The following is a 19,423-nucleotide window of genomic DNA, read 5'->3' on the forward strand; positions in this document are numbered from 1 at the left end:
GTGTCAGTCGTCCGCAACCGCCGACCGACCGTGCGAACGCCTCGACGACGGCTGTCGGGCCGTGTCGTCCCGACCGAGCGTGTCGGCAGTCTCGGTCATCCGCTCGGCGATGGCGGACTGCTGAGCGCTCAGCCGTTGCGTGGAGGCCTGCAACCGCTCGACGGCATCTCCGAGACCAGTGGTGTTGGTGCTGAGTCGCTCCATCGAGTCGCCGAGCGCCGATAGCGCGTCGCCGACGTCGGTACCGTCGTCTGTGCCGGTTTCGGTCATACACAGTACTACACGGTCGTCGAACCTCGCTTGGATACCTAACGAGTTAGGAACCGACGGTCGACCGAGTCAGCGGCTCGTCGACTGTCCGTCGGACAGACGACTGACTGTCTCGTTTATCTCTTCGACCTGTCTGGTCTGCTCGCGCGTGTTGGCCGCGGCGTCCTGCATCTCGGTCGAGACTTCCTCCGCCCGGCGCACGACTTCGTCCAGCATGCTCGCTATCTCCTCGGTGCTCGCGGCCTGGTCGTCGGTGGCCTCCGAGACCTGTTCGATGCCGCTCGCCGTCTCCTCGATAGCGGCGACGATGTCGGTCAGCGCCTCGGTCGAGTTCTCGACCTGTTCGATACCACGCTTGACCTGTTCGTTCGTCTCTTCGAGGTTCTCGACGGTGTCCTGCGTGTCGGCCTTGATTCGCCCGACCATCGCCTCGATCTCGGACGCTCGCTCTTGGGACTCCTCGGCGAGGCCCTTGACCTCGTCGGCGACGACGGCGAACCCCTCGCCGGCCTCACCGGCGCGTGCGGCCTCGATGGAGGCGTTCAGCGCCAGCATGTTCGTCTCGTCGGCGATGTCGTCGATGACGGCGACGATTTCGTCTATCTCGTCGACCCGGTCACGGAGTGCGGACACGTCGTCGGCGACCCGGTCTGTGGATTCGCCGACGTCCTGCATGACCCGTTCCGTCTCCTCTGCGGTCTTCTGGACCTCCGTAGCGGCGTCGTCTGCGTTCCGCGCCGTCGAGGCGACCTCGTCGCTCGTCGAGGCTATCTCCTCTATGGTGGCCGAGAGCGATTCGACCTCCTGACTGACGGTCGCGAGCGTCTCGGACTGCTCCGTCGACAGTTCGGAGACCCGCTGGCTGCTGTCCGCGACCGACTCGACGGAGTCGTGGAGGCTGTCGGTCCGTCCGGCGACGTCGGTGACGATGTCGTCCAGTCGCTGGGCCATCTGGTTGAGCGAGTCGACGACGTCGAGCAGTTCGTCGTCGACGTAGTCGGTCTCGGTGACGGACGCGCGGGCCTGCAGGTTTCCGGCTTCGATGTCGGCCATCGTCCCCTGCAGTTCCGCGACCATCCCCCGGAGTTGGTCCTGCCGGCGTGCGTCCTCGGTCCGGTCCTGTATCATCTCGACGACGCCGGTGAGCGTGCCGTCCTCGTCGTACATCGGGGCCGCGCTGAACCGGATGTGGCGGTCCTCCCCGCGGGCGTCCTTCATCACGCTCTGGTCGGCGTAGAGCGTGTAGTCGACGTCTTCGACCCGCGGGACGCCGTACTCCTCGTCGGCGGATTCGGGTGCTTCGATGACCTTCTCCGCGAGGGTCATCGACCGGCGTCCGTCGTGGTAGAACGCCGGCCCGACGACGCCGTGTTCCTCGGCGAGTTCGACAGCCTCGGCCTGTGATTCACCGGTCAGCGCCGCGATAGAGCTGTTCCAGTGCGTGATGTCGCCGTCGCCGTCGAGGACGAAAATCGGGGTATCGACGTGGTCCAGAATGAGCCGGTAGTCCAGTGGGCCGCCGGCTGTCCCGCCACCGGTGACTCGTGTCTCGTCTGTGCCGACTTCCGCGTCCGATTGTTCGTGAGATGCCGACCGACCTGTTCCCATATATTTGAACAAACCCAGATGTACTCGTATAATACTTATCTTTAATTACCGACAAGACGCCGAGTAGGTCGTTCGATAGCGGACCGACTACGGCGAAAACAGCGCCGCCCGTGACGGGTCCACTCAGTCGACGTAGTCGATGTCGTCGCCGAGTTGCTGGGCGGCCTTCTCCTGTTCGGCCTCGCTCTGGCCGTAGATCTGCGGGGACTCGACGCCGGTGACGACGATCATCGTCTCCATCTTGCCCTCGAAGTCGTTGTTGATGGAGGCGCCCCAGATGATGCGGGCGTCGGGGTCGATGCGGTCGTAGATCTCCTCGACGACGCCTTCGGCTTCCTCGATACTCATGTCGGGGCCGCCGACGACGTTGACGAGCGCAGAGTTCGCACCGTCGAATTCGACGTCCAGAAGCGGCGAGCGAAGCGCCGAACGGATGGAGTCCTGGGCCTTGTTCTCGGAGTCGGACTCGCCGAGACCGATCATCGCGACGCCGCCGTTCTCCATGATGGTGCGAACGTCGGCGAAGTCGACGTTGACGAGGCCGGGCTTGGTGATGAGTTCGGTCATGCCCTTGACCGAGCGCATCAGGACGCGGTCACAGATCTTGAACGCGTCTTGCAGGGGCATCGACGGCGCGTAGTCGAGCAGTCGGTCGTTCGGGACGACGATGACTGTATCCGAGACCGCACGCAGGCGTTCGAGGCCCGCGTCGGCGTTGGCCCGCCGGCGCTCGCCTTCCGCAGTGAAGGGGATAGTGACGATAGAGATAGTGAGGGCACCGGCCTCCTGTGCGGCCTGTGCGATGACGGGGGCGGACCCGGTCCCGGTCCCGCCGCCGAGACCGGCGGTGACGAACACCATGTCAGAACCGTCGATAGACTGCTGGATGTCCTCGATGTCTTCCTGTGCGGCCTCCTCGCCGATCTTCGGGACCGAGCCGGCACCGCGACCACCGGTGCGCTTGCGGCCGATGAGAATCTTCGTGTCGGCTTTCACCTCGTCGGCGAGGTGCTGGGCGTCGGTGTTCGCGGCGACGAGTTTCGCCCCGTGGATTCCCTCTTCCATCATCCGGGTGACGGTGTTGCCGCCGGCACCGCCACACCCCACCACTGTGATCTTCGTTTCGAGGTCCTTGACGACGCTCGCGAGTTCGTCGTCGGTCATCGTTCCCGAAGTCGACATCTCTTCTCTGCTCGGCGTCGTCTCGGTCGCCGTCTCGCCGTCGGAGGCCACGTCCTGTTCCTCCTCGGCCTCGTCGATGGCGTCGTCGATAATCGAGTCCATATTTAAATCCCCGTTACAGACGAACACTCATTAGTTTTCCCCCTGCGTCTGACACTCGTCTGACGATTTGGTCGCCGCCTTCGGGCGTTTTGCGGGCCGTTTTCTACAACGTAAATCGGCGTATACGTTCACGTTGGAACCGTTCGGGGCCGATCTCTTCACCATCGACTTCCACCGGCTTGCCCGCAGAGAGTTTTCCGAACTTCGGCCCTTCCGGAACGCCCGCGGTGCGTGCGAGGTCGGGATCGAACCGTTCCTCCCGAGCGACTAGCTGCTCGCCGTCGCGTTCGACACTGTCGTAGCGCTGGCGGAGGACGTCGGCAAGCACCGTGACGACGTCGTCGTGCGAGCGGTCGGCGGGCAACACGACGGGGCCGGTGACGACGGTCCCGTTCTGTTCGGTGTCGAACGCGAGCGCGTGACCGTCGAGCCACGATCGGACCGCCGCCTCGTCGATTCCGGTGGCCTCCGAGAGCAGGTCTCCGGGGAGTTCGACCACGGTCCACTCGCCGGCGTACTCCGTCGCCGGGTCGCCAAAGCGGAGGCCGCCACCGACGGGTGTCACCGCCGCTTCGAGCGCCTCGACGAGGTCGAGCGGGACGCCGCTGGTCTCCCGGACGAACGTCTCGTCGACGACACGGTAACCCAGCGCCGTCAGCGTCTCGACGAGGGCCGGCCGGTCGTCTTCCAGCAGCGCGTAGTCGGCGACACTGGCGTCGAAAGCCCTGTCGAGAACTGCGGCACGCTCAGTCTCGTCGTCGGCCCACGCCTCGAGTGCGTCCAGCGACCAGTCCGCCGCGACGTGGCCGACCGACCAGTCCGTCTCGCGGATCACGCGCTCGAACCGGGGCGCGTAGTGGCCGCCGCCGAAGCCAACGAGGTGTCGACGGGTGCCGTTCTCCCTCGGAGCGTCTGCTGGGACGCCGCGGATGTCGAGGATAGCCTGTGCCACGGCGCGGGCGGCGTCTGGGTCTCGCCACTGCGGTTCGGCGCTCCCGACTTCGACGAACATCGACGGCACGCCCACCTCGGTCGGGCCGTGATGTGTACACTCCATGCCCACCTCGTACTCCTCGGGGGCGTGGTCGGTCAGCGCGTGGACGACGGCGCGGTGTGTGCTGGGACACGCGCGGGCGAAGTGGCCGCCCTCGCCGCCGAACTCCGCCGCGCCGAAGTTCCCCGCGTGGTGGGCGGTCAGCAACTCGTCCGTCTCGCCGGCGTGCCGGGAGGCGAACACGAGACAGTCCGGGTCGTCGAAGGCGTCTGCGACGCCGTCGAGTTCGAGGTGGAGCGCGTCGAACTCGCGGAGTTCGGCCCCGTCCGTCCGGTAGACGGTCCCGCCGCCCTCGCCGTCCGCCCGGTCCTCGTCGGTCGTCTCGGTCCACGGCGCGAGTTCGAGGAGGTGCTCGCCGATGTGCGTCGACGCTTCGTCGGCCCGGGAGACGACGATAGCGAGCATCAGTCGGCTTTGTCCATGTGGACCGGGTCGTTGCCCAGCGCGGTCCGGAAGGCGTCACCGGCCAGTCCGAGGAGGTGTTTCAACGACTGCCACCGCAGGGCGAACAGGACGACGCCGGCGACGATGTACAGCGCCGTGTATCCCAGCAGGAGGTCGTGGCTCGTTATCGGCAGGACCAGGTAGTCCTGGATGAGCGCGAACTCGACGAGCACCTGACTGATGAACAGGGCGAACAGCACGACGGCCTCGCGGATGGATATCTCGAAGTTACAGAGGAGTGCCAGCGCGAAGAACGACTGACCGGCGGTAATCCATATCTCCGCGGCCTGTCGAGCGTCGAACGGGAGGACGCCGTACCGGCCCAGCGCGATGGAGTAGATGACCGCGATGGTCCCGATGAGCAGCGTCCACTGGTTGAGTTTCGAGGAGATGAGCGCGTTGAACCCCGCCGTCGACCGGGCCTTGTTGACGAGGACGGCGACGACGATGAGTTCCGGCGACTCGCTCGCCAGCGGCGCGATCCACTGGATCATGAAAAAGGAGGGGACGCCGATCTGGAGGCCGATCTCCTCTAGCCCGTGGGCGAACGGCTCGACGGCGGTGAATATCATCGCCCCGGAGTAGCCAAAGAGCACGAGGACGACCAGCGGCCGCCACGGCAGCGACCACTTCTGGAAGTACTTCGGAACGCCGACGGTGTGGTCGTGTGCCTCGATGTCGGACTTGAGGACGAGGCCGATGTAGGCCACGTACAGTCCCACGAGGAACAGCGTGTCCAGCGCACCGATGCCGCCGCCCAGCGGTACGGCGAACGCCCACGCGGTGGCGACCAGCAGGAACGCGATCTCCGTCGCGATGTCCGTGTCGAGCTGGACCACGTCGGCCAGGAAGCCGTCTCGCTTCTCGACGGCAGGGTCCTGCGTCGACGTGGACCGGAGGATGGTGAAGACGGCGATGCCCGCCCACCCGATACCGATGAGGATGCGGTTGGCGCCGGTCATGTTCGCGATCGCGAGGTTGGCGTCGTGACAGGCCCGCGCGAGGGGCGTCTCGCCGGCCTCGATGGCGGCCGCCGAGAGTCTGGCACACGCCTCCGTCGTCGCCCCGCCGGCCCCCGCGTTCCACGCGAACAGCGCGTCGACGGCGTACTCCGGCGCGACGGCCAGAACCGCGAGGACGGCGATGGCGAACGCACGGGGGACGTCCTTCTCTGCCGTCTCCGCACCCCACGCCAGCAGGAAGGAGGCACCGAGCACGGCCAGTCCACTCACAGCGACGGTCGCGACGGTGCCGAGGCCGACGCCGAGGAGGCCGGCACTGACCCATCCGGCGGTCAGTGACACCGCGAGGGCGACCTGTACCAGGGGGTGACGTAGACGACTCACTAAGTGAGGACAGCACAGGTCAGCGTGAAAAACTTGCGAAAGCCCGGACGACCACCGAACTCCTGGCGGGGCGGGAGCGTGGCGTTCATATCCGAGGCGCGCGCTGGCGGGTGTATGGACGTCTACGGTCTCATCGGCAATCCGGTCGGGCACTCGCTGTCGCCGCCGATGCACGAGGCGGGGTACGAGGCACTCGGACTGGACGCGAAGTACGTCACCTTCGAACCGCCGGCGGACGAGGGCGCCGCCGCCGTCGAGGCAGCCGACAAACTCGGCGTCGCCGGACTGAACGTCACGATTCCGTTCAAACAAGACGTACTCGACGCCGTCGACCCGGACCCGTTGGCAGCACGTATCGGTGCAGTCAACACCGTCGACTTCTCCGGCGAGACGCCGCGGGGGTACAACACGGACGCCGTCGGTGCGGTCCGGGCGCTCGACCACCACGGGGTCGAGCTATCGGGAACGGCCGTCGTCGTCGGTGCCGGCGGGGCCGGTCGCGCCGTCGCCTTCGGCCTCGCAGACGAGGGGATGTCGGTCCGCATCGCCAACCGCACGGCGTCGAAGGCCCACGCGCTGGCGGACGAGGTTCCGAACGCCACCGGCCACGGACTCGGTGACTTCGATGCGCTGCTCGCCGACGCCGACGTCCTCGTCAACTGCACCAGCGTCGGGATGGACGAGGACGAGACGCCGGTGCCGAAGTCGGCACTCACGCCCGACCTCGCGGTTCTCGATGCAGTGTACTCGCCCATCGAGACGCGTCTGTTGCGGGAGGCGGCCGCCGTCGGTGCGACGACTGTCGACGGCGCGTGGATGTTACTGTATCAAGGTGTCGAGGCGTTCGAACTGTGGACCGGCGAAGACGCCCCGGTCGACCCCATGAACGAGGCGTTACGAAGCGGCCTGTAACCGATAGCGTACCAGCAAGAGATTAGTGCCGGGGGGCAGTATGACCGGATATGGGTCTCCTTCAGAAACTGAAATCTGCACTCGGACTCGACGAGGCAGAATCTACGTCTGCGGCGGGGTCGTCTAGTGACGTAGACGTCACTGTCGAGCGCGAACCATCTACTGAGAGCGAAGACGCGGTCAAAGGGACCGAGACGGCGACGACCGAGCGCGAATCAGATGTCGGGGCGGCCGAATCCGACGAGACGGCAGCGGACGTCGACGCGACAGTTCCCGAAGCCGAACCGGACGCGACGGACGACGCCGATGAAGAGCCAGAACCCGCGGTGCCCGAAGGGAGCGACGACCCGGTCACCGAGATCAAGGGCATCGGCCCGGCGTACGCGAAACGCCTCTCGGGGCTCGACATCGAGACGGTCGGCGAACTCGCCGCGGCCGACGCCGCCGAGATCGCGGCCGAGACGGACCTCTCAGAGAGCCGAGTCGAGGGCTGGATCGAACGGGCCCGGGCGTACTGACTGCCCGAACCGCAAGCGAATTACTCTCGCACCTGTTCTCTCTGCGTAATGCCAACGGTCGAGACCGACCGGGACACCTTCGAGCGCCTCACAGCGGACGCGCCGGAGACGGCCCGGATACCCGTCGCGGTCCGGATCACCGTCGACGACCCGTTCGAGGCCTATCGCCGGGCGCGCGATTCGGTCGGTGGCGTCTATCTGTCGACCACCGGAGGGCAGTCGGGGTGGGGCTACTTCGCGACCGCACCGGCCGAGTTCACCGAGGTGGCTCCCGACGAGGGCGACACACTCGGAACGCTCGCCGGACTGCTCGACGAGGAGACGCTGGTCCGGGGCGACTGCGACGTCCCCTACCCCTGTGGTGCCATCGGTTGGCTCTCCTACGACGTCGTCCGCGAACTGGAGACGCTGTCGGACAGCGCCGTCGCCGACCGGGCGCTCCCACAGCTGCAGCTGGCGACCTACGACCGCGTCGCGGCGTGGACGGAGCCCCGCGGGGACGGCCCGGTGACGCTCACCGTGACCGCCTGTCCCCGACTCGACGACCACGACAGTGCCGGACTGGCCTACGAGTTCGGCAAGCAACACGCACTGGACCTCGCCCGCGAGGCCGTCGAGGGCGACCCGTCCGTCGGGGACCCGCCCGTGGAGACGGACACCGCCCGGTTCGAGAGCGACTGCACCCGCGAAGCGTTCGCCGAGCGAGTCCGGACGGTCAAACAGTACATCCGTGACGGCGACACCTTTCAGGCGAACGTCTCCCAGCGACTGAGCGCCCCGGCGGCGGTCCACCCCGTCGAGGCGTTCGACGCACTCCGGGCGGTCAATCCGGCTCCCTACTCCGCCCTCGTGGAGTTCCCGGGCGTGGACCTCGTCAGTGCCAGTCCGGAACTACTGCTCCACCGCGACGGCGACCACCTCGTGACCGAACCTATCGCTGGCACCCGTCCCCGCGGCGATACTCCCGAGGCCGATGACCGACTCGAAGCCGACCTGCTGGACGACGAGAAGGAACGGGCCGAACACGCGATGCTGGTCGACTTAGAGCGAAACGACCTCGGGAAGGTGAGTCGCTTTGGCACTGTCGAGGTGACCGACTACCGCCGCGTCGACCGCTACTCCGAAGTGATGCATCTGGTCTCGGCGGTGACCGGCGAGATGCGCGAGCGAGCGACCCTCGAAGACGCCATCGCGGCGGTGTTCCCCGGCGGGACCATCACCGGCGCGCCCAAGCCCCGGACGATGGAGATAATCGACGAGGTCGAAGCGACCCGGCGCGGCCCGTACACCGGCTCTATCGGCATCTTCGGCTTCGACGGCCGGGCGACGCTGAACATCGTCATCCGCACGCTGGTGCGGTACGCCGAGGAGTACCACCTCCGGGTCGGGGCCGGCATCGTCCACGATTCGGACCCCGACAGCGAGTACGACGAGACGCTCGACAAGGGTCGGGCGCTCGTCACGGCCGTCGACGAAGCGCTCGGTCGGCGGGCGCACCTCTCCGTGGAGGGGTCGCGATGAGCGACCCCCTCGGGAGCGAGGGCCGGCGGCGTGGCCGGGGCACACCGCCGAGCGACGACCTCGCGCCGACCGTCCTCGTCGTCGACAACTACGACTCCTTTGCGTACAACCTCGTCCAGTACGTCGGCGAGGTGGTCTGCCGACTCGGCGGTGACGAGGACGACGTGGTCGTCCGGCGCAACGACGCCGTCACCGTCGAGGAGATACACGACCGCTCCCCGGACGGTATCGTCGTCTCACCCGGTCCGGGGACGCCCGACGAGGCCGGCGTCTCGATGCCGACGTTCGCCGAACTCCGCTATCCGACGCTCGGCGTCTGTCTGGGCCATCAGGCGCTATGTGCGGCCAACGGGTCGACCGTGGGCCACGCCGACGACGTCGTCCACGGCAAGTCCTCGCTCGTGACCCACGACGGCGAGGGGGTCTTCGAGGGCGTTCCCGACCCCGTGAAGGTGGGCCGGTACCACTCGCTGGCGGTGCGGCGAGACGACTTGCCCGACGTGCTAGAAGAGACGGCATACACCGAAGACGAGGCGAAAATCGTCATGGGCGTGCGGCACCGCGACCACCCCCACGTCGGCGTCCAGTTCCACCCCGAGAGCATCCTCACCGACCACGGGAAACAGATGGTCGAGAACTTCTGTCAACTATGTACTATCACGTAGACGGCGAGGTCGTTCCGGCCGAGGCGGCCACGGTATCGGTGCTCGACCGCGGGTTTATGTACGGCGACGCGGCGTTCGAGACGGTACGGGCCTACGGCGGCGACCCGTTCGCGTGGGACGCCCACCGTGACCGGCTCCAGCACACCGCCGAAACGCTCGGGTTTGCCGACGCCGTCCCCGGCGACCTGCGTGAGCGTGTCGACGAGACGCTGGACGCGAACGACCTCACCGAGGCGTACGTCAAAGTCTCGGTAACTCGTGGGGTCCAACCCGGCAAACTGACGCCGGATCCCGAGGTGGACCCCACGGTGATCGTCGTCGTCAACGAACTCCCCCGTGGCGGCCGCGACGGGGAGCGAGTGTGGGACGGCCCGGCCGACGTCCAGACGGTGCGGACCCGACGGGCCCCTAGCGAGGCGATTCCGGCGGACGTGAAGACACACAACTACCTCAACGGCATCCTCGGCAGACTCGAACTCCGGCGGGCCGCCGTCGACAGCGATGTCACAGACGAATGCCTGATGCGGACCGTCGACGGACACGTCGCGGAGGGGGCGACGAGCAACCTCTTTTTCGTGACGGAGAACGGTCTCCGGACGCCGAGTGAGGATCTGGACCTCCTTCCGGGAGTGACCCGCGACGTCGTGATGGAACTGGCTCGCGAGGAGGAGTTCCCGGTGGAGACGGGCCACTACTCGCTCGACGCCGTCCGGAACGCGGACGAGGCGTTTCTCACGAACTCGACGTGGGAGATCCGCCCGATCGCGGCCGTCGACGGCATGGAGGTCGGGTCGGGTCCGATGACGAAACTGCTCCAGCGGCTCTACGACGAACGCGTCGAGACCGAACACTACTGAAAACGAAACCGTGGCCGGCGGCCCGCTCCGCCGGCCGGCGAGAGCGTATCGGCGCGTTACGGCGCGTAGCAGACCCACCCCTGTGGCGGAATCGAAATCTGGACCCAGCCGTCACCGTTGGTGGTGACGTCGCCGGAGCTGCCGGTGTAGTCGTGTAGCGGCTGGCTAGTCCAGGTGGTGTACACCCATTTGCTCTGCCACGAACCGGTGCGGTTGAGGCCGACGAGCAGGTTGTTGTCCCGCTCGTAGATGTAGAGGTTCTGGTCGACGTGGCGCGTGTAGGTCGCACCGCCGGCGAGGTTGTTCTTTATCCACAGCAGGTTCTGGATGTCGCCGTCGTCGACGGCGATGCGGTTGCTGTAGACCCGCGGATACCCCTCGTAGGTGAGGATGTACGCGTAGGCCAGTTTCTCGTACTGGGGCGGACTGCTGTCGTGGTTGGAGACGAAGGTCAGCGACTGGAACGGCGACTGGTTCACCAGTCCGGCGCCGTCGAGGGCGCGCATATCACCGTTCTGGTGGAACACGTCCTCCTTCATCGTGTAGTACAGCGGGTAGTCCGTGACAGACATTCCGGTGTCGGCGTACCCCTGACAGTAGCCCACGCCGCCTTGTAGGACTTCGCCGACCTTGTAGAGGCCCAGGTCGTCTGCCCACTGGTTGGCGTAGTCGCTGAAGAACCACTCGGGGACGTGTTTCGCGGCGTCCCACCGAATGCCGTCGACGCCGAGGGCCGCGTACTTCTCGACGTAGTCCTTTAGCTGACCGCGGACGTACGACGACTCCTGTTTGAGGTCTTTCAACCCGACGAGCCAGCCGTTCTCGACGGACTCTGGGTCGCTGTAGTCTATCGACGACTCGGGGTGGAAGTCCTGCTCGCTGAAGTACGGCAGGTCCGCAAAGGAGATGCCCGGCGCACCGCGGAAGTCGTCGTTGGCGGCCATGTGGTTGATGATCGCGTCGGCGATGACGTCGAGTCCCTGTGCGTGGGCCTCGGCCACCATATCCTCGTACTCGGCTTCGGTGCCGAACACGCTGTTGAAGTTCTTGAAGTCGACCGGTTGATATCCCAGCGGCGGGTCGGTGACCCCCTGCTGGTGACTCCGGTCCAGACGGCTGTACTGTGCCGGCGGGACCTGAATCGCGTCGTAGCCCTGGTCTGCGATGGTCGAGAGGTTGCTCTTGACCTGGTTCCAGTCGGTGTGGTAGTACTGATACACCGCACTGGAACCGACCGCCTCGGCACCGCCAGTCGTTAGTGAAGCACCCGTCGCTGCCGCGCCGAGTGCGCCCATTCCTCTGAGTACGTCACGGCGGGAGACGTTCACGTCTCCCCTTGTGAAGTGTCGTGTCATCTGCGTGGTTTCCCTTGGCCGAATGTGGTTCGGACTGCCAAACCACAACTTATGATGAAATCCTACATAACATTAAAGATAAGGATGTCATCTAATAGTAATATATTTGCAGACAAACGTAATAAACTCACAACTAAAATGACTGTTGAATCGTGTTAGATGGCCTGTGAGGAACGTTTTCGACGCACCATTCGAGTCACCGATGGTCGACTGTTGACAACCCAAGAGAAATCTGGCTGCTGTCGGGTTCGCTCCCCGCCCTCTCAGACAACGTCTTCTCGCTCGACGCCGTCGACGTCCAGAATCAGATCGGTGCCGTTGGCCCCAGCGGGCGTCTGGAACCCGGTCGGCGCGTCGCCGTCGAGGACACGGTCGTCCGCCGCGTTCGCGACGAGCGACCCGGTGTAGCCGTAGGACCCGTAGATGACGAACTCGCCCATGCCCGCGGTGTTCGGCGGAGGCGCGGATAAAGGGTAGCGGCGTAGTCGGGTTTCCGACCGGGGAATTGAAACCGACGACTCACCTACCCTGACCCAGCATGGACGAGGACAGTCGAATCGCGGCAGTCAGCGACGTCCCCGAGGACGGCAGTTTCCTCTTTACCGTCCGGGACGGGTTCGACACCGAAGAGGCGATTCTGGTGCGACTCGCCGACGGCGTCGTCGCCTTCGAGAACTACTGCCCTCACTGGACGGACGTTCGTCTGGACAAGGGCAGCGGTGCAACGATGCGGGACGCGGAGCTGGTCTGTGAGAAACACGGCGCGACGTTCGAATCGGACACCGGGACCTGCACGTTCGGGCCGTGTGAGGGGGCCGTCCTCGAAGAGATAGCCGTCGCCGTCGACGACGGCGCGGTGTACCTGACCGACGACCGATACGAGTTCGAACAGCAGGGGCCGTCGGGGGACCACGACCGGTCTTCGCGCGGGCGCATCGGCTTTTCGGGCCAGTAAGCCGGCCCTTCGCCACCCGGCGGCGATCCGCCTATCCGATCCGATAGGCAGGTTCGGCGACGCTCTCGGACTTACACTCCGGGCACCGACTCGGTCGGTTCGTCAGGTCGTCGAAGTCCGTGAAGCCACAGCGCTCGCACTCCGGCGGCGCGACGAGCAGTTGCTCGTCTGTCGCGTCGAGTGACTTCGCGATGTGTTCGACGTGCGTGAGCGCGGTGCTGGTCTGTATCTCGAACGTGTTCGCGATCGTCCCTGCGGCCATCGCCTCGTCGCGCAATCGGTCGGCGATGCGCTGGCGCGTCGTGCGACTTGCCTCGCGCATGGAATACCTTAGCAGGCGTCGACAATAGGTCTTGTTCCCCGACCCCGTCTCCCGCCGATATTTATTAGCTTCCCAACACAATACGTGGGCATGGCCGAGACGACGCCGGTGGAGATGGACGCCGACGAGCGAGACGCGCTCCTCGGCTTCGGCGGAACCGGTGTCCTCGCCTTCGGTGAGTCCGGCGACGCCCCACCACACGCGATTCCGGTCTCTTACGGCTACGACCCCGGCGAGACGACGTTCTACTTCCGCCTCGCGAGCGGTGACGACAGCACGAAGGGACGACTGGAGGGGCGGGCCGTCACGTTCGTCACCTACGACGGTGGCGACGGCGAGTTCAGAAGCGTGGTCGCCACTGGCCGACTGGAACCGGTCCGCATCGAGGACGTGGCCGACCGGTCGCTGGCGGGCCTCCAGAACGTCGACATTCCGGCCGTCGACGTCTTCGACCAACCGCTGTCGGAGGTGTCGTTCGAACTCCGCCGCCTCGTACCGGAGGAACTGACGACCCGACGGACGCGTGGGGCGTGACCACACCGACGCCACCGACACGAAGTTTACAATCCGTGCGAGAGTGTGTTCGAGTATGACGCGCCCCCTGATGGACGCCGTCCGACGACGGCAGTTCCGAACCGCGCTGTTCGTGGCCGCGGCCGTCGTCGTGGTTCTCACCGCGGCGGGATGGCTCGGGTACGGCAACTTCGCGACCACGCTCCCCGGCCTCGCCCTGCTCGTGGTCGCGGGGTATCTGGGCTTCCGAGCTAGCCGCTCGCTGTCGTAGCACCGACTGCGTCGCGTTCGCACTCCGACCCGCGAGACCGACCGAGAGCGGCGTGATTCCGGCGCTGAAAAGGGAGGTCAGCCGAAGTTCTCGACCTTCGCGTCGTCGGTGTCGACGCCGGCGGCCTCCAGTGCGGCCGTCGCGTCGTCGAGGAAGTCTGCGAACCCGTAGATGAACACCTGTCCGCCGTCGCCGACGGCGTCGGCGACGGCGTCGGTCAGGTCCGCATCGCCGTCCAGTACGTGGACGACGGCACCGGCCGCTTCGAGCGCCTCCAACCGGTCCTCGTGGATGGGCGTTGCGTCCTGATAGACGATGGCCGCCGCGTTGCCCTCGTCCAGCGCGCGCTCTGCGATGCCGACGGCGGGACCGATACCGGGGCCACCCGCCAGTAGCACCGCTCGCTCCTCGCCCTCGTAGTAGTCGGAGCCGAACGGGCCGGCGATGCGGACCGAATCTCCGGCTTCGAGGTCCGCGAGCAACGGCGCGACGGCCCCCTCGGGGTCGATACCGACGGTAATCTCGAACTCGTCCTCGACGTCGGGCGATGAGATGGTGTAGAAGCGCGACTCGTCCTCGCCGTCGACGGAGAGCGTCAGTTTGACGAACTGGCCCGGTTGTGCGTCGAAGGCCGACGGCGTCTCGATGTCGATGGCGACGGCGTCTGGGCCCACCGACCTGACTGCAGTGACGGGGAGTGAACGTTCGTCCATATCACCGACGAAGTCGGGGCCCGATAAGGGGATTTCGGTTGATTCTGCCGGATGTATCGAACATTATTTCAAAACCGAGTAGGCACGCGCGCGGGCACACACAGAAGCCTTTTCACCCCCGGTTTGCTACCCATGCGGTAGTATGCCAGACGACCTCAACTGGGCCATCGGCGGGGAGGCCGGCGATGGAATCGACTCGACCGGGAAGATATTCGCACAGGCGCTCTCCCGGGCCGGTCGACACGTCTTCACGTCGAAGGACTTCGCCTCACGGATTCGCGGCGGGTACACCGCGTACAAGGTTCGGACCTCGGTGGACCGCGTCGAGAGCGTCGTCGACCGCCTCGACATCCTCATCGCGCTGACCGAGCGCACCATCCACGAGAACGAGGACGAACTGCACGACGACTCCGTCATCATCTACGACGGCGAGCGAACGACGATGCAGGACGTCGAGGTGCCCGGCGACGCCACGGCGCTGGAAGTCCCGCTCAAGCGCCTCGCGGAGGACGCGGGTGGGGCCATCATGCTCAACGTCGTCGCGCTGGGCGCGGCCTGTGAAGTGACGAACTTCCCCATCGAGAACCTAGACGAGAGCCTCCAGAAGCGCTTCGGCGACAAGGGCGAGGCCATCGTCGAGAACAACAAGAAAGCCGCCCGGATGGGCCAAGAGTACGTCCAAGAGGAGTTCGACCACGAGTTCGGCTACGACCTCGAAACGACCGACGAGGACTACGTCCTGCTGAACGGGGACGAGGCCATCGGCATGGGCGCTATCGCCGCTGGCTGTCGGTTCTACGCTGGCTATCCCATCACACCGGCCACAGACGTGATGGAGTACCTCACCGGCCGTATCGACCAGTTCGGCGGCAAGGTCGTCCAGGCCGAAGACGAACTCTCGGCTATCAACATGACGCTGGGTGCGGCCCGCGCCGGGGCACGAGCCATGACCGCTACCTCCGGGCCGGGCATCGACCTGATGACCGAGACGTTCGGTCTCGTCGCGACCAGCGAGACGCCGATGGTCATCTGTGACGTGATGCGCTCGGGTCCCTCGACGGGGATGCCGACCAAACAGGAACAGGGCGACCTCAACATGACGCTGTACGGCGGCCACGGCGAGATTCCACGGTTCGTCATCGCACCGACGAGCATCTCCGAGTGCTTCTGGAAGACCGTCGAGGCGTTCAACCTCGCCGAGAAGTACCAGACTCCCGTCTTCCTCGTCTCGGACCTCGCGATGGCGGTCACCGAGCAGACGTTCCCGCCGGAGGCCTTCGACATGGACGAGGTCGAAGTCGAACGCGGCAAGGTCGTCGACGAGGACGACATCGACGCGTGGCTCGACGAGAAAGGGCGGTTTCAGGCGCACTTCCCGGCCGCCGACGGCGTCTCGCCGCGAGCGTTCCCCGGCACCACCGACGGCGCACACATGACGACCGGCCTCGAACACGACGAACTGGGCCGGCGGACCGAGGACACCGAGGTTCGCGTCGAACAGGTCGACAAGCGCGAACGGAAGGTCCAGACCGCTCGCGAGGAGGAGGACTTCGACTACCGCGAGTACGGGGACCCAGACGCCGACACGCTGGTCATCTCGTGGGGGTCCAACGAGGGCGCGATGCGCGAGGGACTGGAGTTCTTAGCGGAAGACGGCTACGACATCCGTTTCATCTCGGTGCCGTACATCTTCCCGCGCCCGGACCTCACAGCGGAGGTCGAAGCGGCCGACGACGTCATCGTCGTCGAATGTAACGCCACCGGCCAGTTCGCGGACGTCGTCGAACACGACGTCTTAGAGCGCGTCGACCGCATCAACAAGTACACCGGCGTCCGATTCAAGGCGGACGAACTGGCAGACGAGATCAAACAGACGCTCGCTGGTGACGCGGGCACGACAACGGAGGTCGAAGCAGAATGAGCTCAGACGTTCGATTCACAGACTTCAAGTCCGACAAGCAACCGACGTGGTGTCCCGGCTGTGGGGACTTCGGGACGATGAACGGCATGATGAAGGCGCTGGCCGAGACGGGCAACGACCCGGACAACACGTTCGTGGTCGCCGGCATCGGCTGTTCCGGGAAAATCGGGACGTACATGCACAGCTACGCGCTGCACGGCGTCCACGGCCGCGCCCTGCCGGTGGGCATCGGCGTGAAGATGGCCAATCCCGACCTCGAAGTGATGGTCGCCGGCGGCGACGGCGACGGCTACTCCATCGGTGCCGGCCACTTCATTCACGCGGTGCGCCGGAACGTCGACATGAGCTACGTCGTGATGGACAACCGCATCTACGGGCTGACGAAGGGGCAGGCCTCGCCGACCTCGCGCGAGGACTTCGAGACGGGTACCACCCCCGACGGGCCCCAACAGCCCCCGGTCAATCCGAAGGCACTGGCGCTGGCCTCGGGCGCGACGTTCATCGCCCAGTCCTTTAGCTCGAACTCCCAGCGTCACGCCGAAATCGTCCAGCAGGCCATCGAACACGACGGCTTCGGCTTCGTCAACGTCTATAGCCCCTGCGTGACGTTCAACGACGTCGACACCTACGACTACTTCCGCGATACGATCGTGGACCTAGACGAGACGGACCACGACTCGAACAACCGCGACCAGGCCAAGGACAAGATTCTGGAGAGCGACAAGGAGTACATGGGCGTGCTCTACCAGGACGAGGACTCGGTGCCCTTCGAGAAGCGTGAGGGCGTCGAGGGCTCGATGGCCGAGATTCCCGACGGCGCCCCCGAGGGCGCGATGGACCTGGTGCGAGAGTTCTACTAGTCGGGGGTGTCCACCCCGTCGTGGTCCGGTCGGTCGGGGCCGGCACGGCCCTCGAACCACAGGCCCGGGCGACGCGCCCCGGCGTCGCCCCCGGCCAGCAGTCTGGCAGTCGACAGCGCCACCGCAGTTGCGACTCCGACCGCCAGCGTCGGCAGCGGGTGACTGACCGCGACGAGCGCGGCCGCGAGCACCACCGTGAGGCCGACGCTCCCGCGGAGGGTCGGGCGGGCGTGCAGCGACTGTCGGTCACCGGCGTCGAATGGACGGCGCATACGTGACAGTGGGCGCCCGCCCAGAAAAGTATAATCTGACAGATATTTCTGTAAACTCGCTTGCCGAAGCTACTTTCTGTAACTCCCGCGGAGGTTTCACCGCGCTGTGACTGCGATTTACCGCCCCGTAGTTCGCAATCGGTGACACGTCCGACGACAGCGAGCCGCTGGCGCCCGACGAGGCGTTCGCCGTCCTCGGGAACGAGACGCGCCTGGAGAGCCTGCCGACGCTCGGCTCACCTTCGACCACGGGGGCGAGACGCTGACCCTGCGGGTGGACGAGGAACTTTGGATCGTCGAGGCCCGGCTCTGGTCCCGGGAGGACGGGTGACACACCCAACAGCGTTGGGACCGAAGCCATACCCGGGCGTGCCCTACGTCCGGTATGCACGTCTTCTGGCACCAGCGCGACCTCCGCATCCCGGACAACCGGGGGCTGGCGGTCGCCGCCGGCGACGACACCGTCCTCCCGGTCTACGTCGTCGACTCGGACGTTCTGAACAAGGTCGGGACGCGCCAGCGCGCCTTCTTCATGCGCGGCGTCCGTGACCTGAAACGGCAGTACCGCGAACGCGGAAGTGACCTCGTCGTTCGCTCCGGGTCGGCCGCCGACGTCCTCGTCGACGTCGTAGACGAGTTCGGCGCCGACCGCGTCTACTACAACGAACACTACCGACCGGCGCGTCGTAACCGCCAGCGCCGGGTGGACGACGCGCTCCCGACGGCGTCGGTGACCGACCTCGTCCTCGTGGACCCTGCCGATCTCGACGCCCGCTACGAGAACCACAGCCGCTTCTACGACGACTGGCAGGCCCACGACAAACGCCAGCCGGTCGAGGTGGCCGACGACGCCCTCGCCGACGTGGGCGACGAGAAGCCGGTCCCCAGCCCCGAGGCCGACATCGACCTCCCCGACGCGGGGTACGAGGCCGCCCGCGAGCGCTGGGAGCGCTTTCTCGCCGACGGTATCGACACCTACGCCGACACTCGCGACGACATGCGGGCGGCCGTCGAGCGCCCGGTCGGGGCCGTCTCGCGGATGTCGCCGTACCTCGCCGCCGGGATGATAGGCATCCGCGAACTGTGGCGCGACGCCAGCGAGCGCCACGCGGCGGCCACCGGCGACGCCCGGCGCAACGTCCAGAAGTACCGCTACGAACTCTCGTGGCGCGAGCAGAGCTCCCACCTGCTGTACTACACTCCGACGCTGCTGACGGAGAACTACAAGCAGTTCCCCAACGCCATCGAGTGGGAGAACGACCCCGACCACGTCGCGGCGTGGAAACGCGGCGAGACGGGGTATCCGCTCGTCGACGCCGGGATGCGCCAGCTCGAACGCGAGGGGTACGTCCACAACCGCCCCCGACAGAACGTCGCCTCCTTTCTCACGAAACACCTGCTGGTCGACTGGCGGGTGGGTGCCCGCCACTTCGCCGACCGGCTTCTCGACCACGACCCGGCCTCGAACGCCGCCGGGTGGCAGTGGACCGCCTCCACCGGCACGGACTCCGTCGACGTGCGCATCTTCGACCCCGTCGCCCAGATGCACAAGTACGACGACGGCGCCGACTACGTCACCGAGTACGTCCCGGAACTGCGCGGGGTCCCGGCCTCGAAACTCGTCGACTGGCCGACCCTGTCCGACGCCGAACGCGAGACGCTGGCGCCCGACTACCCACACCCCATCGTGGACCGAAACGCCGCCTACGAGCGCGTCCAGCGGGTGTTCGAGCGGGCGCTCGGTAAGCGGTAGTCCGGTCGG

At 66.3% G+C, this 19,423-nt stretch carries 21 protein-coding genes; 11 read left to right on the plus strand and 10 right to left on the minus strand.

Annotated elements, in window-relative coordinates:
* Positions 1 to 3 precede the first annotated feature (3 nt).
* From IEY28_RS01860 to IEY28_RS01880, 5 genes are all read right to left on the minus strand, one after another.
* A complete protein-coding gene (locus IEY28_RS01860; protein WP_188994010.1) occupies positions 4 to 270 on the minus strand; it encodes a hypothetical protein in 267 nt (88 codons plus the stop codon).
* 69 nt (positions 271 to 339) lie between these two features.
* Positions 340 to 1,878 carry a methyl-accepting chemotaxis protein gene (locus IEY28_RS01865; protein ID WP_188994013.1) on the minus strand — a complete coding sequence of 513 codons (1,539 nt, stop codon included), beginning with the start codon at positions 1,876 to 1,878 and terminating at the stop codon, positions 340 to 342.
* 123 nt (positions 1,879 to 2,001) lie between these two features.
* Positions 2,002 to 3,162 (minus strand): cell division protein FtsZ, encoded by a 1,161-nt coding sequence (gene ftsZ / locus IEY28_RS01870; protein ID WP_188994015.1) that lies wholly within the window; start codon positions 3,160 to 3,162, stop codon positions 2,002 to 2,004.
* Positions 3,163 to 3,265: 103 nt separating this feature from the next.
* A complete protein-coding gene (locus tag IEY28_RS01875; RefSeq protein WP_188994018.1) occupies positions 3,266 to 4,621 on the minus strand; it encodes a D-aminoacyl-tRNA deacylase in 1,356 nt (451 codons plus the stop codon).
* A complete protein-coding gene (locus tag IEY28_RS01880) occupies positions 4,621 to 6,006 on the minus strand; it encodes a sodium:calcium antiporter (RefSeq protein ID WP_188994020.1) in 1,386 nt (461 codons plus the stop codon). Before IEY28_RS01880 ends, IEY28_RS01875 begins: the two co-directional genes overlap by 1 nt.
* A 114-nt stretch (positions 6,007 to 6,120) precedes the next feature.
* Between IEY28_RS01880 and IEY28_RS01885 the strand changes: the two genes are divergently transcribed.
* The 5 genes from IEY28_RS01885 to IEY28_RS01905 are packed head-to-tail and all read left to right on the plus strand — an operon-like array spanning position 6,121 to position 10,479.
* Positions 6,121 to 6,918 carry a shikimate dehydrogenase gene (locus IEY28_RS01885; protein ID WP_166969042.1) on the plus strand — a complete coding sequence of 266 codons (798 nt, stop codon included), beginning with the start codon at positions 6,121 to 6,123 and terminating at the stop codon, positions 6,916 to 6,918.
* 50 nt (positions 6,919 to 6,968) lie between these two features.
* The gene (locus IEY28_RS01890; RefSeq protein WP_188994022.1) at positions 6,969 to 7,436 is read left to right on the plus strand and encodes a helix-hairpin-helix domain-containing protein; all 468 of its coding nucleotides are present in this window, start codon (positions 6,969 to 6,971) and stop codon (positions 7,434 to 7,436) included.
* 48 nt (positions 7,437 to 7,484) lie between these two features.
* Complete coding sequence (gene pabB, locus IEY28_RS01895) at positions 7,485 to 8,957, plus strand: aminodeoxychorismate synthase, component I (RefSeq protein ID WP_188994024.1); 1,473 nt, start codon at positions 7,485 to 7,487, stop codon at positions 8,955 to 8,957.
* Positions 8,954 to 9,622: an anthranilate synthase component II gene (locus IEY28_RS01900; protein WP_188994027.1), complete on the plus strand. Its 669-nt coding sequence runs from the start codon at positions 8,954 to 8,956 to the stop codon at positions 9,620 to 9,622. Before pabB ends, IEY28_RS01900 begins: the two co-directional genes overlap by 4 nt.
* A complete protein-coding gene (locus IEY28_RS01905; protein ID WP_188994029.1) occupies positions 9,607 to 10,479 on the plus strand; it encodes an aminotransferase class IV in 873 nt (290 codons plus the stop codon). The genes IEY28_RS01900 and IEY28_RS01905 overlap by 16 nt, the downstream gene beginning before the upstream one ends.
* Positions 10,480 to 10,535: 56 nt before the next feature.
* Here the strand turns inward: IEY28_RS01905 and IEY28_RS01910 are convergent, their stop codons facing one another.
* On the minus strand, positions 10,536 to 11,807 hold the full coding sequence (locus IEY28_RS01910) for an alpha-amylase domain-containing protein (RefSeq protein ID WP_229783064.1): 1,272 nt from the start codon (positions 11,805 to 11,807) through the stop codon (positions 10,536 to 10,538).
* Between the two features lie 290 nt (positions 11,808 to 12,097).
* A complete protein-coding gene (locus tag IEY28_RS01915) occupies positions 12,098 to 12,274 on the minus strand; it encodes a hypothetical protein (protein WP_188995717.1) in 177 nt (58 codons plus the stop codon).
* Positions 12,275 to 12,372: 98 nt separating this feature from the next.
* Here IEY28_RS01915 and IEY28_RS01920 point away from each other — a divergent pair, with 98 nt between their 5' ends.
* Positions 12,373 to 12,789 carry a Rieske (2Fe-2S) protein gene (locus tag IEY28_RS01920; protein WP_188994031.1) on the plus strand — a complete coding sequence of 139 codons (417 nt, stop codon included), beginning with the start codon at positions 12,373 to 12,375 and terminating at the stop codon, positions 12,787 to 12,789.
* Positions 12,790 to 12,820: 31 nt separating this feature from the next.
* Here IEY28_RS01920 and IEY28_RS01925 read toward each other — a convergent pair whose 3' ends face one another.
* Positions 12,821 to 13,111 (minus strand): transcriptional regulator, encoded by a 291-nt coding sequence (locus IEY28_RS01925; protein ID WP_166969058.1) that lies wholly within the window; start codon positions 13,109 to 13,111, stop codon positions 12,821 to 12,823.
* A gap of 90 nt (positions 13,112 to 13,201) precedes the next feature.
* Between IEY28_RS01925 and IEY28_RS01930 the strand changes: the two genes are divergently transcribed.
* A complete protein-coding gene (locus IEY28_RS01930; protein ID WP_188994032.1) occupies positions 13,202 to 13,645 on the plus strand; it encodes a pyridoxamine 5'-phosphate oxidase family protein in 444 nt (147 codons plus the stop codon).
* Positions 13,646 to 13,700: 55 nt separating this feature from the next.
* Positions 13,701 to 13,895 carry a hypothetical protein gene (locus IEY28_RS01935; protein ID WP_188994033.1) on the plus strand — a complete coding sequence of 65 codons (195 nt, stop codon included), beginning with the start codon at positions 13,701 to 13,703 and terminating at the stop codon, positions 13,893 to 13,895.
* Positions 13,896 to 13,972: 77 nt separating this feature from the next.
* Here the strand turns inward: IEY28_RS01935 and IEY28_RS01940 are convergent, their stop codons facing one another.
* Positions 13,973 to 14,608 carry an FAD-dependent oxidoreductase gene (locus IEY28_RS01940; RefSeq protein ID WP_188994035.1) on the minus strand — a complete coding sequence of 212 codons (636 nt, stop codon included), beginning with the start codon at positions 14,606 to 14,608 and terminating at the stop codon, positions 13,973 to 13,975.
* A 142-nt stretch (positions 14,609 to 14,750) separates the two neighbouring features.
* On the opposite strand from IEY28_RS01940, the gene IEY28_RS01945 reads away from it, so the two are divergent.
* Complete coding sequence (locus IEY28_RS01945) at positions 14,751 to 16,529, plus strand: 2-oxoacid:acceptor oxidoreductase subunit alpha (protein ID WP_188994037.1); 1,779 nt, start codon at positions 14,751 to 14,753, stop codon at positions 16,527 to 16,529.
* Positions 16,526 to 17,389, plus strand: a complete 864-nt coding sequence (locus IEY28_RS01950) for a 2-oxoacid:ferredoxin oxidoreductase subunit beta (protein ID WP_188994039.1) — start codon at positions 16,526 to 16,528, stop codon at positions 17,387 to 17,389. Before IEY28_RS01945 ends, IEY28_RS01950 begins: the two co-directional genes overlap by 4 nt.
* Here the strand turns inward: IEY28_RS01950 and IEY28_RS01955 are convergent.
* Positions 17,386 to 17,661: a hypothetical protein gene (locus tag IEY28_RS01955; RefSeq protein WP_188994041.1), complete on the minus strand. Its 276-nt coding sequence runs from the start codon at positions 17,659 to 17,661 to the stop codon at positions 17,386 to 17,388. The two genes, IEY28_RS01950 and IEY28_RS01955, sit on opposite strands and share 4 nt — an antisense overlap.
* A gap of 385 nt (positions 17,662 to 18,046) precedes the next feature.
* Between IEY28_RS01955 and IEY28_RS01960 the strand changes: the two genes are divergently transcribed.
* Complete coding sequence (locus tag IEY28_RS01960) at positions 18,047 to 19,414, plus strand: cryptochrome/photolyase family protein (protein WP_188994043.1); 1,368 nt, start codon at positions 18,047 to 18,049, stop codon at positions 19,412 to 19,414.
* Positions 19,415 to 19,423 lie beyond the last annotated feature (9 nt).

Origin of the sequence: Haloarcula pellucida (assembly GCF_014647235.1) — an archaeon.
GTDB classification, from domain to species: domain Archaea; phylum Halobacteriota; class Halobacteria; order Halobacteriales; family Haloarculaceae; genus Haloarcula; species Haloarcula pellucida.

Coding starts and splice junctions, on each gene's coding strand:
- IEY28_RS01860 (WP_188994010.1), bottom strand. CDS start 270: ATGACCGAAACCGGCACAGACGACGGTACCGACGTCGGCGACGCGCTA.
- IEY28_RS01865 (WP_188994013.1), bottom strand. CDS start 1,878: ATGGGAACAGGTCGGTCGGCATCTCACGAACAATCGGACGCGGAAGTC.
- ftsZ (WP_188994015.1), bottom strand. CDS start 3,162: ATGGACTCGATTATCGACGACGCCATCGACGAGGCCGAGGAGGAACAG.
- IEY28_RS01875 (WP_188994018.1), bottom strand. CDS start 4,621: ATGCTCGCTATCGTCGTCTCCCGGGCCGACGAAGCGTCGACGCACATC.
- IEY28_RS01885 (WP_166969042.1), top strand. CDS start 6,121: ATGGACGTCTACGGTCTCATCGGCAATCCGGTCGGGCACTCGCTGTCG.
- IEY28_RS01890 (WP_188994022.1), top strand. CDS start 6,969: ATGGGTCTCCTTCAGAAACTGAAATCTGCACTCGGACTCGACGAGGCA.
- pabB (WP_188994024.1), top strand. CDS start 7,485: ATGCCAACGGTCGAGACCGACCGGGACACCTTCGAGCGCCTCACAGCG.
- IEY28_RS01900 (WP_188994027.1), top strand. CDS start 8,954: ATGAGCGACCCCCTCGGGAGCGAGGGCCGGCGGCGTGGCCGGGGCACA.
- IEY28_RS01905 (WP_188994029.1), top strand. CDS start 9,607: ATGTACTATCACGTAGACGGCGAGGTCGTTCCGGCCGAGGCGGCCACG.
- IEY28_RS01915 (WP_188995717.1), bottom strand. CDS start 12,274: ATGGGCGAGTTCGTCATCTACGGGTCCTACGGCTACACCGGGTCGCTC.
- IEY28_RS01920 (WP_188994031.1), top strand. CDS start 12,373: ATGGACGAGGACAGTCGAATCGCGGCAGTCAGCGACGTCCCCGAGGAC.
- IEY28_RS01925 (WP_166969058.1), bottom strand. CDS start 13,111: ATGCGCGAGGCAAGTCGCACGACGCGCCAGCGCATCGCCGACCGATTG.
- IEY28_RS01930 (WP_188994032.1), top strand. CDS start 13,202: ATGGCCGAGACGACGCCGGTGGAGATGGACGCCGACGAGCGAGACGCG.
- IEY28_RS01935 (WP_188994033.1), top strand. CDS start 13,701: ATGACGCGCCCCCTGATGGACGCCGTCCGACGACGGCAGTTCCGAACC.
- IEY28_RS01940 (WP_188994035.1), bottom strand. CDS start 14,608: ATGGACGAACGTTCACTCCCCGTCACTGCAGTCAGGTCGGTGGGCCCA.
- IEY28_RS01945 (WP_188994037.1), top strand. CDS start 14,751: ATGCCAGACGACCTCAACTGGGCCATCGGCGGGGAGGCCGGCGATGGA.
- IEY28_RS01950 (WP_188994039.1), top strand. CDS start 16,526: ATGAGCTCAGACGTTCGATTCACAGACTTCAAGTCCGACAAGCAACCG.
- IEY28_RS01955 (WP_188994041.1), bottom strand. CDS start 17,661: ATGCGCCGTCCATTCGACGCCGGTGACCGACAGTCGCTGCACGCCCGC.
- IEY28_RS01960 (WP_188994043.1), top strand. CDS start 18,047: ATGCACGTCTTCTGGCACCAGCGCGACCTCCGCATCCCGGACAACCGG.